Below are 14,923 nucleotides of genomic sequence, written 5' to 3'. Positions count from 1 at the left end.
TCTCGGTCCTTTTTGGCTGATCTAGTTAATCGCAACAAACTTTACGATATTGCCTTAAGCGATACTTTTGCTTTCTTTTGATTGATCGGCGCCTGGAGTCTGTGCCAATGTAACAGTCACAATAACCACCAAGCTCGTTGCGATGCCATAAATGATTGGGAGTGTGGAGCTTAAGCCATGCACCGCGAATCCAATGAAAATGGCCGCTGTGCTGGCAATGATTGAATAGAGAGATGCCTTGCTTGTTGCCCGTTTCCAAAACAACCCGACGACAAGTGGGATGAAGATGGCACCAGAAAGAATGTCATAGGCTACATCGAGGGCAACAAGGATATTTTGAATCCAGGCGGCAAACACGATTGCCAAACATCCGACGACTAACGTGACAACCCGTGAAATCTTGATCATTTGTTTATCTGTCATATTTTTTATGAAATGATGTTTAATGATATCATTGGTGATTAATGTGGAAGAAGCAAATAACGCCCCTGAAGCGTTGGACATCAATGCAGAACACACACTTGCCAGAACCAGTCCCAATAAACCGGAAGGAAGGATCTTCATCGCAAGGCTAGTGAAGGCAAGCTGGGAATCTCCTAATTTAGGCAGTAGGACAAGGGCACACATTCCGACAATACTCAATGCCACTGCATAAAGGACACTGTAAATCCCGGATGAAACCGCACTGCTTTTGGCCACTTTTTGATTTTTGGCTGTGAACAGCCGCTGCCAAATGTCTTGGGCGACAACGAGTCCAAACACATAAAGAAGGAAATATTGGAATATCTTTGCCCATCCGATATTGGTTACATCAAAGAAACCATCCGGCACTTGTGCTGCCATGTTGGAAAAGCCTCCGACACTGTGCAGGCTGGCAGGGAGCATAATAAAGAATATGCCGACAGTCATGATGACAAATTGAACGATATCGGTCAGGGTCACACTCCACATTCCACCCAATATCGTATAGAAAAGGACAATTCCTCCACCGACCAGCATCGATGCCAGCGCTGGCCACCCGAGAATTGCATGAACGATCGTACCCATGCCAATAATTTGCGTCACACCAATCATTAATGTATAAATAGCGGTAACCACTGCACTGATCAATCGTGTACTATCCCCATATCTTTTGCCAAGAAGCTGGCTGATCGTAAATACTTCATAGCCGCTGATTTTTCCTACGATGAAAAGACCCAATGCCATGATGCCAAGTCCGATCATAATGACGAACCATGATCCGGAGATGCCGTATTGAAACCCCAGGGTGGCAGAACCAAGAGTTGAAGCCCCGCCGATGATGACGGCCGATAAACAGCCGACATGAGTAAAGTATCCAAGCTTTTTACCTGCTAGAAGAAATTCGTCTGAAGAAGTAGCTTTCTTGGTGCCTATGATCCCAATAACAATGAGTACCGAGAAATAAATGACTAAGATCAGCGTATCCAATCCATTCATGTTTGAAAGCCTCCAATTCCTATTTCTTTTTCATACTCTTCCACAGCTTCGTCCAGCCACTTGATCCCTTGATCAAGGTTCTCCTTATCGATCGACAGCGGCGGCATCATCCGAATAATTTCACCTTTATTTCCGCTCAAATAGAAAATCACTCCCTTATTCAAGCATTTATTTAAAATATTCATTAATCCTTCGTGGTCGGGGAGCTGAGAAACCGGATCTGCAATTTCAATACCGAGCATCAATCCAATCCCTCTGACCGCTTTAATGATTGGATGCTTTTCTTTCAGGATTTCGAGCTGTTCCAATGCGTACTCACCCATTGCCTTTGCATTTTCAGGCAATCGTTCTTCCTTCAATACATCAATGGTGGCACAGGCAGCAGCGCAAGCGATGGGGTTCCCCCCAAATGTGGTGCTATGGGTGCCGATCGACCATTGCTGCATCAATTCTTTTGAAGCCACTGTCGCACTCAATGGAAGGCCGCTTGCGATCCCTTTAGCAATAGCCATGATATCGGGTGTGACGCCAAAGGTCTGGGATGCAAACCAGTCTCCTGTCCGGCCAAAGCCTGTCTGAACTTCGTCAAAAATAAGCAGAATCTGATGTGCATCACAGATTTCCCTTATCTTTCTCAGCCAGCTGACCGGAGGAACGATATATCCGCCTTCACCCAAGACAGGCTCTAAGATCACCGCTGCCACTTCATCCGCTGCCACTTGATGATCAAATAATCTTTGAAAATCTTTTTGGACCTTTTCTTCCCAATAATCCTCCCAGTCCACTCCGGCAGGTGTTTCGTTTGGATGAGCATATGGAATTTGGTAGGTCATCCCCGCACCAACCGGCTGATATTGGCGATATTTACTTTTTGATGTGGTCAAACTCATCGCGCCCAAGGTTCTTCCATGGAATCCTCCGATAAATGACACCACATATGGACGTTTTGTCACATACCTTGCCAGTTTCACCGCACCTTCGATTGCCTCCGCACCGCTATTCCCGAAGAAAAAACAATCCAGTGTTCCCGGTAAAATGGATTTCAATTTCATGGCTGCGTTTAGAATCGATTCATAGTTAATGATCCCGATTGGTCCATGAGTGAGCTGATCTGCTTGATCTTTAATGGCCTGGATGACCTTTGGGTGGCGATGGCCCACGTTCTCTGTCGCAATACCAGAAGTAAAATCAAGATATTTCCGCCCATCTGCTCCAAAATAAAAGTACCCCTCTGACCTTAGAACCGGAAGATTTGGAAAATCCTTGGCCATCGTAGGGGCCAAAAGCTCGTCCTTCATTTCGAAAATAGTTTGTAAGTCTTCCATCCATAATCCCCCTGTTGTATAAGAATTGTGTTGAACCTAATCCCTTTTAATCCGTCCCCCTTAATGATTAATTTCTTCCTCTATACAACCTTGCAAGTTCCGTGCCAATTTTCATGTAATGTGATATTTTTTTAGTTTCCTAACAGCTGTCGGCTGGCTGATTCCCAATGCCTTCGCCACACCAGTTGTGGTTTTAAAATGCCTGAATGCTTCGAGCAATGCTGCACGTTCCACGTTTTCCAAAACCTCCTGCAAGGTTTCACCTCCACCAAAGTTATACTGATTTGATGAAGGAAGCATTTCAATCGTGATCACCCTTTCGGAGGACGTGACCGTCAATCTTTCTACCAGGTTTGCGAGCTCCCTTACATTTCCCTTCCATGGATGGCTCAATAGCTTATACTTGACCCCTGCATCGAAAGATTTATTGAATCCATATTTTTGATTGAACCGCTCTAGGAAATGATCAAGCAATGGAAGGATATCCTCCTGCCTCTCTCTTAGTGGTGGAAGCGCAATCGGGACAACGTTTAAGCGAAAATACAAATCCCTGCGAAAATTCCCTTGCTCAATTTCCGTATCCAAATCCCTATTTGTCGCTGCAATCAGACGAAAATTGACTTTTTTAAGTTGGCGGCCACCGACTCGATAAAACTGCTTTTCTTGTATCAATTTCAGTACCTTTACTTGATTGGCTGAAGAAAGTTCCCCAGTTTCATCGAGGAATAAGGTCCCCCCCTCGGCCAATTCCACCATACCCTTCTTGCCATTCCGGTCTGCACCTGTGAAGGCACCGGATTCATACCCAAAAAATTCTGATTCAAATAATGCATCTGGAATGGAGCCGCAGTTTACCTCTATGAATGGACCCTTACTCCGGCTGCTCTTACTATGTATATATCGGGCAAGATGTGATTTTCCCACCCCGGTCTCCCCTTGGATCAAAATATTGACGTCCACATCAGCCACCTGCTCGGAAAGCTTCATCACTTTTCTCATTTTTTCACTGTAGGCAATGATTCCCTCACCGTATACTTGCTTCTCCTTTAAGGACTCTAGCTCTTTTTTTGTCCTGGCCATTTCATCTTCCATCGTTTCTAAGTATTGCTTCATCTCGATTAATTCAGTGACATCGTGCGAATAGCTCACGATCCTCGTCAGTTCTCCATCATCATCAAAAATGGGAATGGCTGTCACCAATAGTTTTCGGTCATCCTTCGTCATCTGGATGAAAGTCACTTTTTCTTTCTTTTCAATAACCATTGGTGTCGCAAGCGGCGTAAACATTCCTTCTTTCTCAAGGTCATATACGGATTTTCCGATCAACGCTTCTGCATCTGTTTGATAAACCCCGCCTGTCGCTTCAGACACTTTCAAGATTTCCCCATCCACATTCGTAACGAGGATGTCATTTTGCAAATAGTTCAATAGATTCTCTTGTTCTTCCCATGATTTTTCATTCATTTTTTGAGAACCCCCTTTGTTATTCATTTTTGAATATATAATTTTTGAATTTTCAAACATATTTAAGTATTACTATCTCATTCTTCTATTCAAAAGTGAATACATATTATTCATTTTCGAATAATTGAATGGGATATAAAAGTTCATCAGTTTCTTTCTGTGGGAAGGTGCAGCGAAGACCCTGGATTGAGCATAGCAAGGAAAGCGAGCATCCTTCAGCGGAAATCAACCTACTTAATTAGTAATAATCTTAAAAAACTGTTGTCAATCGGGTTTCCTTTCTTTGAATGAATCAGTTCATTTTTCGACATCCCCCATAGAATTTCGTTGGTTCTTCACTTTCTTTGGCGAAGGAAAACTAGTTTTGTCGGGTGCAAAGGAATTCAGATCATCAAGCAAGAATTGTATGATAAAACGGGAGGGATAAATATGAATACAGGTCAGGTTGCGAAGCAGCTGGGTGTTTCTCCTAGTACCGTTCAACGCTGGGTGAAGCAGCTGGAACTGGACATGGAACGGAATGAATTGGGTCATTTTTGGTTTACGGATGAGGATCTGGAAATTTTCAAGGATATTCATCAACAATTGCATAGCGGAATCGGCATCCAGGATGTTAAAGTCCCAGGGAAAAAAGCACGGGTCGGAAAGGTGAAGTCTTCAGATCCGAAGTCGATCGATGATAAACTGCTGGAAAGAATCGAGGAACTTGAAAAGAGGCTGGACCAAAAAGCTGACGCGGTTGTCTCATACCAGCTTTTGACGCATCGGCGGGAAATTGAAGATTTAGAGAAAGAAGTCGCCAACTTGACGAAAAAGATTGAAATGCTGGAAAAAAACAAAGAAGAACAGGCATCCATGAACCATCCGCTTGTATTCGATCAAAAAAAGAAGAAAAAACGCCCATTAAAGAAAAATATCATCTCCATGTTCTTTGGGTTTTAACGAGGCCATACCTGTCCTTATAGGTATGGCCTTTTTTTATTTGAGGCTTTACAAAAACAGGGTGTCCCCAAAGTGACAGGCACTTCGGGGATACCCCCTTCCATTAGTCAATGCTGGTTAACAATGAGTACGCTTCCTGTTTTGTTTGGACGTGGAGCAATTCATTCCTGAATTCATCATCCATAAGTTTCCGAGAAAGCATTTGGAGGATTTTCAGATGGGCATCTCCTTCGCTTTCTTCAGGAACCGCAATCATAAATACGAGCTTGGCATCTGTACCATCAAGGCTGTTCCAGTCCACTCCCGATTTTTTCACGCCAAAGGCGACAGACGGCTTGAGGACGGCGCTTGATTTCCCGTGGGGAATCGCAATATTCATCCCGATCCCCGTCGAGCTCTGCTCCTCACGTTCGATGATTGCTTCTTTAAATGTCTCTGAAGATTGCAGTGCTCCAGTCTGATCGAGCTTCTCGATCATTTCATCGATGACTTCATCACGTGTGCTTCCCTGCAAATCAATGTTCAGTAAATCGATGCTCATTAAATCCGTCAACTTGTTGAATTCAAGCTTTTCCTGTGCGCCAACATGCTGAGGCTGAATACTTTCTTGATCTTCAACCTCAATTTCGTTTTTTTCTGGTTTAGATCCAACATCCTTTTTGAGAATATTGACGATAAGTGCTGTAACAAATGCACCGACAACCACGGCGATAAAGAACATCGCTACATGGTCAATCGCACCAAGCACCGCGACAATTGGGCCCCCGTGTGCTACTCGATCACCCACATGCCCAAGCATGGCAATGACGGACCCTGTTATGGATCCAAGCATGATACTTGGAATGACGCGCAGTGGATCTTGGGCTGCAAAAGGAATCGCACCTTCTGTGATTCCGAACAAGCCCATTGTGAAAGAAGCTTTACCTGCTTCCCTTTCCGCACCTTGGTATTTTTTCTTATTCAAAAATGTCGCAAGCCCCATCCCGATTGGCGGGATACAAATGGCAGCAGCAATCGGCCCCATGATTTCATAGTTCCCTTCCCCGATCATCGCAGATCCGAATAGGAAGGCCACTTTATTGACCGGCCCGCCCATATCGAAGGAAATCATTGCTCCCAAAATGACGGCCAACAAAATCGAGCTTGTCCCTTGCATCCCTGATAGCCAGTTTGTCAAAGCTTCGAATACACTTGCAACAGGAGCCCCAATGACAAAGATGAACAACAGACCGACGATCAGTGATGCCAATACTGGGATGATAATGATTGGCATGATTGGGTTCAATACTTTCGGCACCTTCAGCCTTTTTATTCCTAGTGCGATATAACCTGCGAGAAATCCGGCAATGATCCCGCCGATGAAGCCTGCTCCTGCTTCACTTCCGTAGAAGCTTCCATTTGCAGCGATATATCCGCCGATCATACCAGGGGCAAGACCTGGTCGATCTGCAATGCTGTAGGCAATGAAACCAGCTAGGATCGGCACCATGAATGTAAAGGACGCGCCCCCGAGCTTTTCAATGTTCTTCCAGAAAGAATCGTCCGGAATAACCAATCCGCCAGGTGTTTTATGTCCGCCAACCGTCAAGGCAATCGCAATCAACAGTCCGCCGATCACAATGAATGGGATCATATAGGAAACACCGTTCATTAAATGTTTATAGATCGGATTCTGTTTATCTTTTCTTTCCTGCTTATATTCCGAGACAGATTTCGCAGTCGATTGGAAAACAGGAACATCCCCGCTTTTAAATTTATTGATTAATTCTTCTGGCTTCCGGATACCTTCTTGGACACCTGCGACCAATAGTTTTTTTCCTATGAACCGGTCTTTATTCACCGTTTTATCCGCTGCAATGATGATCCCATCCGCTTCACGGATATCCGACTCTGTTAATTCATTTTCGACACCTATGGAACCCTGGGTTTCCACCTTCATTTTTACTCCTGATTTATCGGCAGCTTTTTGCAGATTTTCTGCTGCCATATACGTATGGGCAATGCCATTCGGACACGAAGTAATCGCTAACAGTTTCATCCTCTTCCTCCTCATCCACACATTTCGTAATCGCTTACATTTACTTTACAATACAAAACCTCGGAATAAATTTCGGATTTTTACCGCAGGTTCCGGAAATTTGGATTTTATTCAATGTCATAGGTTGATTTCCTTGGTAGAATGCTTCCTTTCAGAGGAGCGGGCGGAGTCCTGCACCTTCCGCTTCAATCAAAAAGAGCCGATGATTTGCGCTCATCGGCTCTTTTTCAGCAGGTGCTCCAAAAATATTTTTTGATCCATCTCGTGTACAGCAGCTTGAACCACTTCTGGCCGTTCCGTCAATTCGGACAGCTCTCTAAATAAGTCCTTTGTTTTATCCTTCTCATCAGGCCTGATGGCAATCATGAACACGAGTGAGACCAGTTCCGTCCCCCACTTCAAAGGCTTTTTCAATGCTGCTGCAGCAATCACAGATGAATGGACCATTTTTGGACTGCCATGGGGGATGGCAATCCCTGAACCAATTGTCGTAGCAGACATTCTCTCCCTGCTGAGGGCGCTATGAGGATAGTCTTTTCCCACATACCCTCTCTTCACTAATGCTTCTGCCATAAATTCAATCAACTCGTAAGGATGTTCAACATTACAGTCTAAAAAAATCAGGTCAGGCTCCAAAAAAGCCGACATCACGGATTTCTTGCCTACTTCACTTTCCGTTCTGCTCAACTGTTCAATAAAATGGCCCAATTGCTGTTCCTCGACAACATCCAACAATGGACTGACGACAATATAAGGAGTATCTTTTAACCCCTTCAGGTCAATCGTCGAGATCACGAAATCGACTGGGTACTTCTTGATGAATGACAGCAGCTCCAGTTTACCTATACAATCAATGACGCGGATGGAATGGAATTTCCTTTCAAGCTTTGTCCTTAATAACTGTGACATACCGATCCCCATATGGCATACGATGACCACTTCTTTCATCCGGCCATCTCTCTTTTGCAGTCGTTCGATCGAGGTTTGAAAATGCAGAGTCAGATAGGCCCCCTCTTCCTCTGGGATTTGCAGGGAGAATACATTATTGGCTTCATCGATTACGGTCATGACAACATCAAATATATATGGATACATTTTTTTGATGTCATTCAACATCGGATTCGAAACGGCCAGGCCGTAATTCAGTCGATTCAACACCGGCGTAATGTGAACGCTCAATCCATCGATCAGCGCTTGATCCAGTTCGAAACTCAGCGATGTCGCCTCACTCATTTTTTTGATGAGAAATGGCACTAACTCCGGTCCTTCCGGATGTTCCACCTTATCGCTCTGATACCTCTGCTTGCTTCCCAAGAAATGCAGGGCCAAATATATGATTTCTTCTTCAGGGAAATGAACAATGAAAATAATTTCCAATTTCCTTAGAAAGTGCTTGGCCCATTGATATTCCATTTTCTCTTTAATCCGTTCATGCTCATGAGGAGAAATGGTAATCGGATACTTAAGCTTCGTTCTTTTAATCAGGAACAATACATGAATTAGCAGATGTTCCATGGTCTCATCGGTAAAAGAGAGCGAGTATTTTTGCTGGAGATCCTTAAGTTCCGTTTGAACAATATCCATTTCATAAGATGAAAATTTCTCTTTTAACAAGTTCAATGTCGAAGAATGAATAAGTGCCGGAAGGTTTGCCAAAGCCTTTCTTCGATCCTTCTCTAAGCCTGTTACCTGAATGCCGACTTTTTGCCTGGCAGCCAGCATTAAATTCATTTCCCTCAGCCATTTTTCAATGCCATCAAGATCCTTTTTGATCACCGCTTTGTTGACGAAGTGCTTAGCAGCCAACTGCTCCAATGTCAAAGGCTCGCTGCTCATGATTAATTGAAAGGCAATATCCACTGCCCTGCTCCCTTCATCCGCCTTGTTAATGTGCGGGAAGGAATTCAATTCCTCAAAGAGCTTTCCTTCTTCTATTTCATTCCCCTCTAAAAAAACACCGACACCGGGCTTTCGCACAAGCTTTATGCTGGTATTCTCACTCAGCCGTCCCTGTATCGCGTGAAAATCATTTCGGATTGTTTTTTCCGAACAACCGGCCATCACAGCCAAATCCTGTACAAGTACCGGTTCCCCCTTATTCGCAAGCAATTGACGTAAAATAGCTCTCTGCCGCTGATTCATCCAGTCACCTCCTTGGAAAACGATGAAATATGTATGTATTCCGTTCCAATCACGATTCCAACACCAAATTATATCAAATCTTGCCATGGTTTTAAAAAACACAACTCGGATATACAAGGTTTAGAAACTTTTTTAGCAATATATTCGTAATACAATACAAGCAGCGGTACACTAATTTTAACAAGTGCTGTTCAATTAAAGGATTTATTCATTACGTATCATATACCTATGGAGGAATTCATATGAAAACCGAGCGCAAGATGTGGCGTATGTGGAAGGTATTGTCACTTGCCCTCTCCATCGTACTCCGGGTTTATTGGCATCGGATCACGAAAAAATCGGAGGCCGATAAAGAAGCCTTATGGGAAAGGATCGGCCAGCAATTCAGACAAACCTTATTTGAGTTGGAAGGCGTCCTCATCAAGGTCGGGCAAATGCTCAGCATCCGAGCCGATTTGCTGCCAAATGGATTTATCAAACAAATACAGGATATGGTGGACCAGGTCCCTCCTTCCCCATGGGAAAAGATTCAAAAGGTGCTTGAAGATGAATGGGACCGCCCGTTGAACAATGTCCTACATTCGATTGAAACAAAGGCCATCGCTTCGGCTTCAATCGGGGAAGTATATCAAGGCATCTTGAGGGATGGGACAAAAGTTGCCATCAAAGTACAGCGTCCAAATATCAAATCCCTTGTCAGGACAGATTTCCGATCTCTCGCGATCATCATCTGGTTTGCCGATCGCTTTGCTCCTGTTCCAAAGGGTTTTATCAATTTCAACATGCTGTATAAGGAATTGAAGCATGTCATTGAAAGGGAGCTGGACTTCAACAAAGAAATGGAAACGGCCATTCATTTCCATCAGCGCTTCCAGGAATTCAATGGAGCCAAAGTGCCAGGCGTCTATCCTGAACACTGCACATCAAAAGTAATGGTAATGGAGTGGGTCGAGGGCTTTCGCGCTACAGATACAAAAGCACTCGAACGCTGTAATATTAACCGAAATGAGCTTTCAGAACGCCTTTTGCGCCTGTTCCTTCCACAATGGCTGGAAGCCGGCATCTTTCATGCCGATCCACATTCCGGCAATGTACTCATCCAAGAAGATGGCACCATCATTTTGTTGGACTTTGGCATGGTAGGCGAAATCTCCAGGAAGGACGCCTCACACTTTCAATCATTCCTCGAGGCAGTCTTGATGAAAAATTATGAAAAGGCAGCAGGGGCACTGGGGCAGCTAGGATTCTTGCTCCCTGAAGCAGATCCGAAATCGATTGAATCCGTCCTTGCTGAGGCCCTTTCCTTTGACCTTGAAAAAATGAAGGAAATGGACATCCTCACAGCAAAAAAAGAAATCAATGATATGGTAAAGGATCTGCCTATTCAGGTCCCCACACGCTTTGTTTTTCTAGGGCGATCCTTTGTGACGATTGAAGGGATGATTCATATCATCACACCTGATAAAGAAACATTGGAGATCGTCAAACCTGCTTTCATGGACTGGCTGAAACATTCCAATACAAGCAAATGGCAATTATTTTTAAAATGGATGAATGCACAGCCATTCTTTCAAATCGTCCATTCTGTCCAAGATTATTTGGAGGCGCCGAAACGGCATCTTGAACTTCAGGAAAAGCAGCAATACGAGCAGTTTGAATTTTCGATGCTGGAAAACAGAAAGACACATGCTTTTTTCTTTAGCCTTCTTGGTATTATCGGCACCTTTTCGGGGATTTACTTTGACCGGACCATCCTCTGGGAAGGCGCGTCTCTCCTTTCTGCACTTGCTTTTATCGGCTACTTCATGACCAACAGGAAACAGCGTAAATGGCTAAAACGGGTCAAAATGAAACGCTGATTTCACCTAGTCCGTGACAATTCGGACTAGGTTTTTTTAGTCTAAAAAAAGTGATCAGTTTTGGACTAAAAAAATTTTTTTGAATCGATTGGAGCCGAAGGTGCGAGACTCCAGAGGGATCATCGGGCCAGGTGAGACCCCAGCATCGGATCGGGGAGAGGTATGGCGGATGTTCGATTAAGTTCGGCACGTCGTGTGCCAACATCGAACGACCTCACATCCTGTGAGGCCCCTCGGAAAGCGAGTATCCTACAGCGGAAATCAACCTTACACACAATTGATGAATAGCAAAAAAATCACGAAAGAACCATAAAAACAAAATGTCAAATACATTTGACATTTACAATAATTGGTATAGACTGAGAAATGTAAAAATCTTTTTACATTTCTCAGCCCGAAGGTGATGTGAATTATGAAGAACCAGATAAAAGTTCTTAGAAGAAAAAGAAACATCTCACAGGAGGAACTTGCCAAAAGGTGTGGAGTCACAAGACAAACCATCAATGCAATTGAAAATGATAAGTATGACCCTACATTAATGCTTGCCTTCAAATTGGCAGATGTTCTTCAAACAAATATCGATCAACTTTTTATTTTTAAGGGGGAATCAAAATGAAAATCCGCAAAGCCGACGAAATGGAAAAAGCACATAATGACAAATCAGCCAAAAATGCCTTTCTTTTTTATACCGCCGCATTATTGATCTGGTCCATGTATGACCTATTCACAAAAGGAAAAACAGGTTGGGAATTCACTGTACTCTTGATCGGAAACGCCATTTTTTTCTGGACAAGGGTAGCTTACGACCGAAAAACAAGAGAATAGTTATTGCTGAGCATTTTATTTCATCCATTTTACTGTCTTTGATATCATTGGTTTAACATGGAAAAAGGAGATGAGAAGATGGTGAAAAAGGTGAGGCTTGGGAAGTCTGAGTTACTTGTAAACCCGATTGGCCTTGGGACCAATGCAGTCGGCGGCCACAATATATATCCAAACTTGGACGAAGAAGTCGGGAAAAATATTGTCCGCACTGCCTTGGAAAACGGCATGAACTTTTTGGATACTGCTTTTATATATGGACCTGAAAGATCGGAAGAATTAATCGGGGAAGTCCTAAAAGAAAAGGGGACACGGGAAGATGTGGTGATTGCCACAAAAGGTGCGCATAAATTTGTCGGAAAAGACATCGTTGTCGACAATTCCCCCTCATTTTTGAAAAAAAGCGTTGATGAAGGCTTAAAGCGCCTGCAGACGGACTATATCGACTTGTTTTACATCCATTTTCCAGACAACGACACTCCAAAGGCCGAAGCCGTCGGTGCTTTGAAAGAACTGAAGGATGCAGGGAAAATCAAGGCGATCGGAGTGTCCAACTTCTCCATCGAACAACTGAAGGAAGCAAACCGAGACGGCTATGTGGATGTGCTTCAATCCGAATACAATTTATTTAAACGTCAGGCAGAAAAGGATCTGCTGCCTTACACCGCCGAAAATGGAATATCATTCGTTCCTTATTTCCCGCTTGCTGCAGGCTTACTGGCAGGAAAGTATACAAAGGACACCACTTTCAATGACGGAAGAGCGAAGAATCCGATGTTCCAGGGGGAAACATTCGCCAAAAATCTTGCAAAGGTCGATCAACTCCGCGATATCGCTGAAGCCAAAGGAGCCGAGATTCCCCATATCGTTCTGGCTTGGTACTTAACCGTCGACTCCATCGATGCCATCATTCCCGGAGCGAAAAAGCCGGAACAGGTCGAAAACAATTTGAAGACACTGGATATTTCATTATCAAGTGGTGAAATCGAAAAAATCAGCAGTATTTTCAAGGGTTAGTGACCCTTTTTATGCGATTCCAACTTTGACGGAATCGCTTTTTATTTCTTTTTTAAGGCTCTTTTCTCAAAGATTGTTGTTTTTAACAATTTTTCTTTAAAATAACTCATCATATGTTGTTGATTGGAGAGGAAGGTGCAAGACTCCGGAGGGATCAGCGGGCCAGGTGAGACCCCGCAGCGGAAATCAACCTTATTCAACCTTTAATGAATAGAAACAAACTTTACGAAAAGAGCTTTTTTTTAAGAATATTTCGGTTGAATCGACTACATCCTAACATAAAGGAGTTGAAGTTACATTGCCGAAAAGCAGCGATAATAACAATACCCAAGTAACTCCTCATCGTGATGGCGACTATGACCGCGTCATTTCCGATTCCAATTCTACACTGGGAAAAGAAGCCGGAGTCGTATCAGAAGATCACGAGCATGATAACCCTTATCACCTCTCGGAACTCGGGCATGATGATAAGCAGATGGAAAAGTTCAAACGGATCATGAAGGGGCGAAAGGTCGAAGATAAAGATTAATGCCTCTTACTTATCTTGATTGCAGAACTAAACAACAATCGGTACCAGCATGCTGGTACCGATTTTAAAGTTTTAGAATGATACAGCAAGCTTAATCAATCTGCTTTTTTAAATGTTAAATACACCGTGGTGCCCTCACCTTTTTTGCTTTTAAAGTTCAAGCTTCCCCCGTATTTATTCATAATGTTGTAGCAAATCATCAATCCAAGACCAGTACCAGAACTTTTAAGTGTATAAAACGGTTTACCAAGTTCTTTTAATTCATGCTCATCAAGACCTACGCCATTATCCGACACCTTTAAGGTAAAGTAATTTCCTGTACTTTGAGATGAAATTTGGACGTCCCCGCCAAATTTCATGGATTCGATTCCATTCTTGATAATGTTTACAAGAACTTGCTTGAGTTCGACCTTACTGCAATTCACCATAGTTGGTTCCGGTACATCGATAGAAAGTCGAATATTGTTCATGGAAGCATAGGAAGATAGCAAATCGACAACACTATTTACTGCCTCACGGGCGTTTACCGTTGCAGACTGTTCATCATTCGGCTTTGCCAGGGAAAGAAAGTCCTGTATCACGATTTCTGCCTGATCCATTTCACCGAGCATCAATTTAAAATGCTCTTTCGCATGTGCCGGAATGGATTCGTCTTCCCTGTAAAACTGTAAGAAACCCTTTACTACCGCGATCGGATTACGAATTTCGTGGGCCACTGCTGCAGCCAGCTGCCCCGTTGTCTTCAGACGCTCTGTAGATTGTATTTGTTCATTATATTGCTGTATCTTTTCAATCCGATTGGTGGTCATAAAAAAGACAAAATAGACAATGGCCTGGCTCCCGATAAAATCAAGAATATTCCCTGTGAAATCATTTTTCAAATAGGCAAAACCCGGATTCGTTGATGAATATACGTGAAAAAACAGCCACATGGCACCTACAAAATTCAAAATGAATATCGAATAAAATAATTTTTTATGATAAAAGCCAATTGCTACTGTCGGCAGCAGTGCAATAAAAATAAAATTAAGGCTTGTTTCCTGATACATCAGGAAAATGGCATAAAAATAAGCCGCTATCAAAAAAATTAAACTCCCCTTCAAACTGTTCGTTTCCTTATTAGGATACATCCATAGCAGAATGGAAATCAGCACGACAAAAATACTTTGAACGGAGATCCTCATTCCAAAGGACTCAAATGGAGAAGTGAATATTCCAAGGATCATGACAGCTATAACAATCATGATCATAAATCTATATAGCCTTAAATTAGGTAATTGATTGAACTCCTTCATCTTGAATTTCCCTTAGGGTCGAACATTGGACT

At 43.1% G+C, this 14,923-nt stretch carries 12 protein-coding genes; 6 read left to right on the top strand and 6 right to left on the bottom strand.

Going from position 1 to position 14,923, the window contains the following annotated elements:
* Positions 1-54: 54 nt before the first annotated feature.
* From D9X91_RS16135 to D9X91_RS16125, 3 genes are all read right to left on the bottom strand, one after another.
* Positions 55-1,458 (bottom strand): sodium:solute symporter, encoded by a 1,404-nt coding sequence (locus tag D9X91_RS16135; protein WP_121681682.1) that lies wholly within the window; start codon positions 1,456-1,458, stop codon positions 55-57.
* A complete protein-coding gene (locus D9X91_RS16130) occupies positions 1,455-2,783 on the bottom strand; it encodes an aspartate aminotransferase family protein (RefSeq protein WP_121681681.1) in 1,329 nt (442 codons plus the stop codon). Before D9X91_RS16130 ends, D9X91_RS16135 begins: the two co-directional genes overlap by 4 nt.
* Positions 2,784-2,894: 111 nt before the next feature.
* Complete coding sequence (locus D9X91_RS16125) at positions 2,895-4,247, bottom strand: sigma-54 interaction domain-containing protein (protein WP_121681680.1); 1,353 nt, start codon at positions 4,245-4,247, stop codon at positions 2,895-2,897.
* 429 nt (positions 4,248-4,676) lie between these two features.
* Here D9X91_RS16125 and D9X91_RS16120 point away from each other — a divergent pair, with 429 nt between their 5' ends.
* On the top strand, positions 4,677-5,189 hold the full coding sequence (locus D9X91_RS16120; protein WP_121681679.1) for a MerR family transcriptional regulator: 513 nt from the start codon (positions 4,677-4,679) through the stop codon (positions 5,187-5,189).
* 103 nt (positions 5,190-5,292) lie between these two features.
* On the opposite strand, the gene D9X91_RS16115 is transcribed toward D9X91_RS16120, so the two are convergent.
* Together D9X91_RS16115 and D9X91_RS16110 are read right to left on the bottom strand one after the other, a co-directional pair.
* Positions 5,293-7,227: a PTS fructose transporter subunit IIABC gene (locus tag D9X91_RS16115; RefSeq protein ID WP_121681678.1), complete on the bottom strand. Its 1,935-nt coding sequence runs from the start codon at positions 7,225-7,227 to the stop codon at positions 5,293-5,295.
* A 213-nt stretch (positions 7,228-7,440) separates the two neighbouring features.
* Entirely contained in the window at positions 7,441-9,369 is a 1,929-nt protein-coding gene (locus tag D9X91_RS16110) for a BglG family transcription antiterminator (protein ID WP_121681677.1), read from the bottom strand.
* Between the two features lie 242 nt (positions 9,370-9,611).
* Between D9X91_RS16110 and D9X91_RS16105 the strand changes: the two genes are divergently transcribed.
* The 5 genes from D9X91_RS16105 to D9X91_RS16085 all read left to right on the top strand — a co-directional run bounded on the left by D9X91_RS16105 (position 9,612) and on the right by D9X91_RS16085 (position 13,596).
* Positions 9,612-11,228, top strand: a complete 1,617-nt coding sequence (locus tag D9X91_RS16105; protein ID WP_121681676.1) for an ABC1 kinase family protein — start codon at positions 9,612-9,614, stop codon at positions 11,226-11,228.
* Between the two features lie 412 nt (positions 11,229-11,640).
* Positions 11,641-11,844, top strand: a complete 204-nt coding sequence (locus D9X91_RS16100) for a helix-turn-helix transcriptional regulator (RefSeq protein WP_121681675.1) — start codon at positions 11,641-11,643, stop codon at positions 11,842-11,844.
* Between the two features lie 2 nt (positions 11,845-11,846).
* Positions 11,847-12,053, top strand: coding sequence for a hypothetical protein (locus tag D9X91_RS16095; protein WP_121681744.1), 207 nt, complete (start codon positions 11,847-11,849; stop codon positions 12,051-12,053).
* A gap of 78 nt (positions 12,054-12,131) precedes the next feature.
* Positions 12,132-13,067, top strand: a complete 936-nt coding sequence (locus D9X91_RS16090; protein WP_121681674.1) for an aldo/keto reductase — start codon at positions 12,132-12,134, stop codon at positions 13,065-13,067.
* Positions 13,068-13,365: 298 nt separating this feature from the next.
* Positions 13,366-13,596 carry a hypothetical protein gene (locus D9X91_RS16085; protein WP_121681673.1) on the top strand — a complete coding sequence of 77 codons (231 nt, stop codon included), beginning with the start codon at positions 13,366-13,368 and terminating at the stop codon, positions 13,594-13,596.
* Between the two features lie 95 nt (positions 13,597-13,691).
* Here D9X91_RS16085 and D9X91_RS16080 read toward each other — a convergent pair whose 3' ends face one another.
* Positions 13,692-14,891 carry a sensor histidine kinase gene (locus D9X91_RS16080; protein ID WP_121681672.1) on the bottom strand — a complete coding sequence of 400 codons (1,200 nt, stop codon included), beginning with the start codon at positions 14,889-14,891 and terminating at the stop codon, positions 13,692-13,694.
* Positions 14,892-14,923: the final 32 nt, after the last annotated feature.

The sequence above is a fragment of the Falsibacillus albus genome (genome assembly GCF_003668575.1).
In the GTDB taxonomy this organism is placed as follows: domain Bacteria; phylum Bacillota; class Bacilli; order Bacillales; family DSM-25281; genus Falsibacillus; species Falsibacillus albus.
Note: the sequence above shows the minus strand (reverse complement) of the source record. Positions and strands in the feature narration are given on the sequence as shown.

Coding starts and splice junctions, on each gene's coding strand:
- D9X91_RS16130 (WP_121681681.1), bottom strand. CDS start 2,783: ATGGAAGACTTACAAACTATTTTCGAAATGAAGGACGAGCTTTTGGCC.
- D9X91_RS16135 (WP_121681682.1), bottom strand. CDS start 1,458: ATGAATGGATTGGATACGCTGATCTTAGTCATTTATTTCTCGGTACTC.
- D9X91_RS16115 (WP_121681678.1), bottom strand. CDS start 7,227: ATGAAACTGTTAGCGATTACTTCGTGTCCGAATGGCATTGCCCATACG.
- D9X91_RS16110 (WP_121681677.1), bottom strand. CDS start 9,369: ATGAATCAGCGGCAGAGAGCTATTTTACGTCAATTGCTTGCGAATAAG.
- D9X91_RS16125 (WP_121681680.1), bottom strand. CDS start 4,247: ATGAATGAAAAATCATGGGAAGAACAAGAGAATCTATTGAACTATTTG.
- D9X91_RS16120 (WP_121681679.1), top strand. CDS start 4,677: ATGAATACAGGTCAGGTTGCGAAGCAGCTGGGTGTTTCTCCTAGTACC.
- D9X91_RS16105 (WP_121681676.1), top strand. CDS start 9,612: ATGAAAACCGAGCGCAAGATGTGGCGTATGTGGAAGGTATTGTCACTT.
- D9X91_RS16100 (WP_121681675.1), top strand. CDS start 11,641: ATGAAGAACCAGATAAAAGTTCTTAGAAGAAAAAGAAACATCTCACAG.
- D9X91_RS16080 (WP_121681672.1), bottom strand. CDS start 14,891: ATGAAGGAGTTCAATCAATTACCTAATTTAAGGCTATATAGATTTATG.
- D9X91_RS16090 (WP_121681674.1), top strand. CDS start 12,132: ATGGTGAAAAAGGTGAGGCTTGGGAAGTCTGAGTTACTTGTAAACCCG.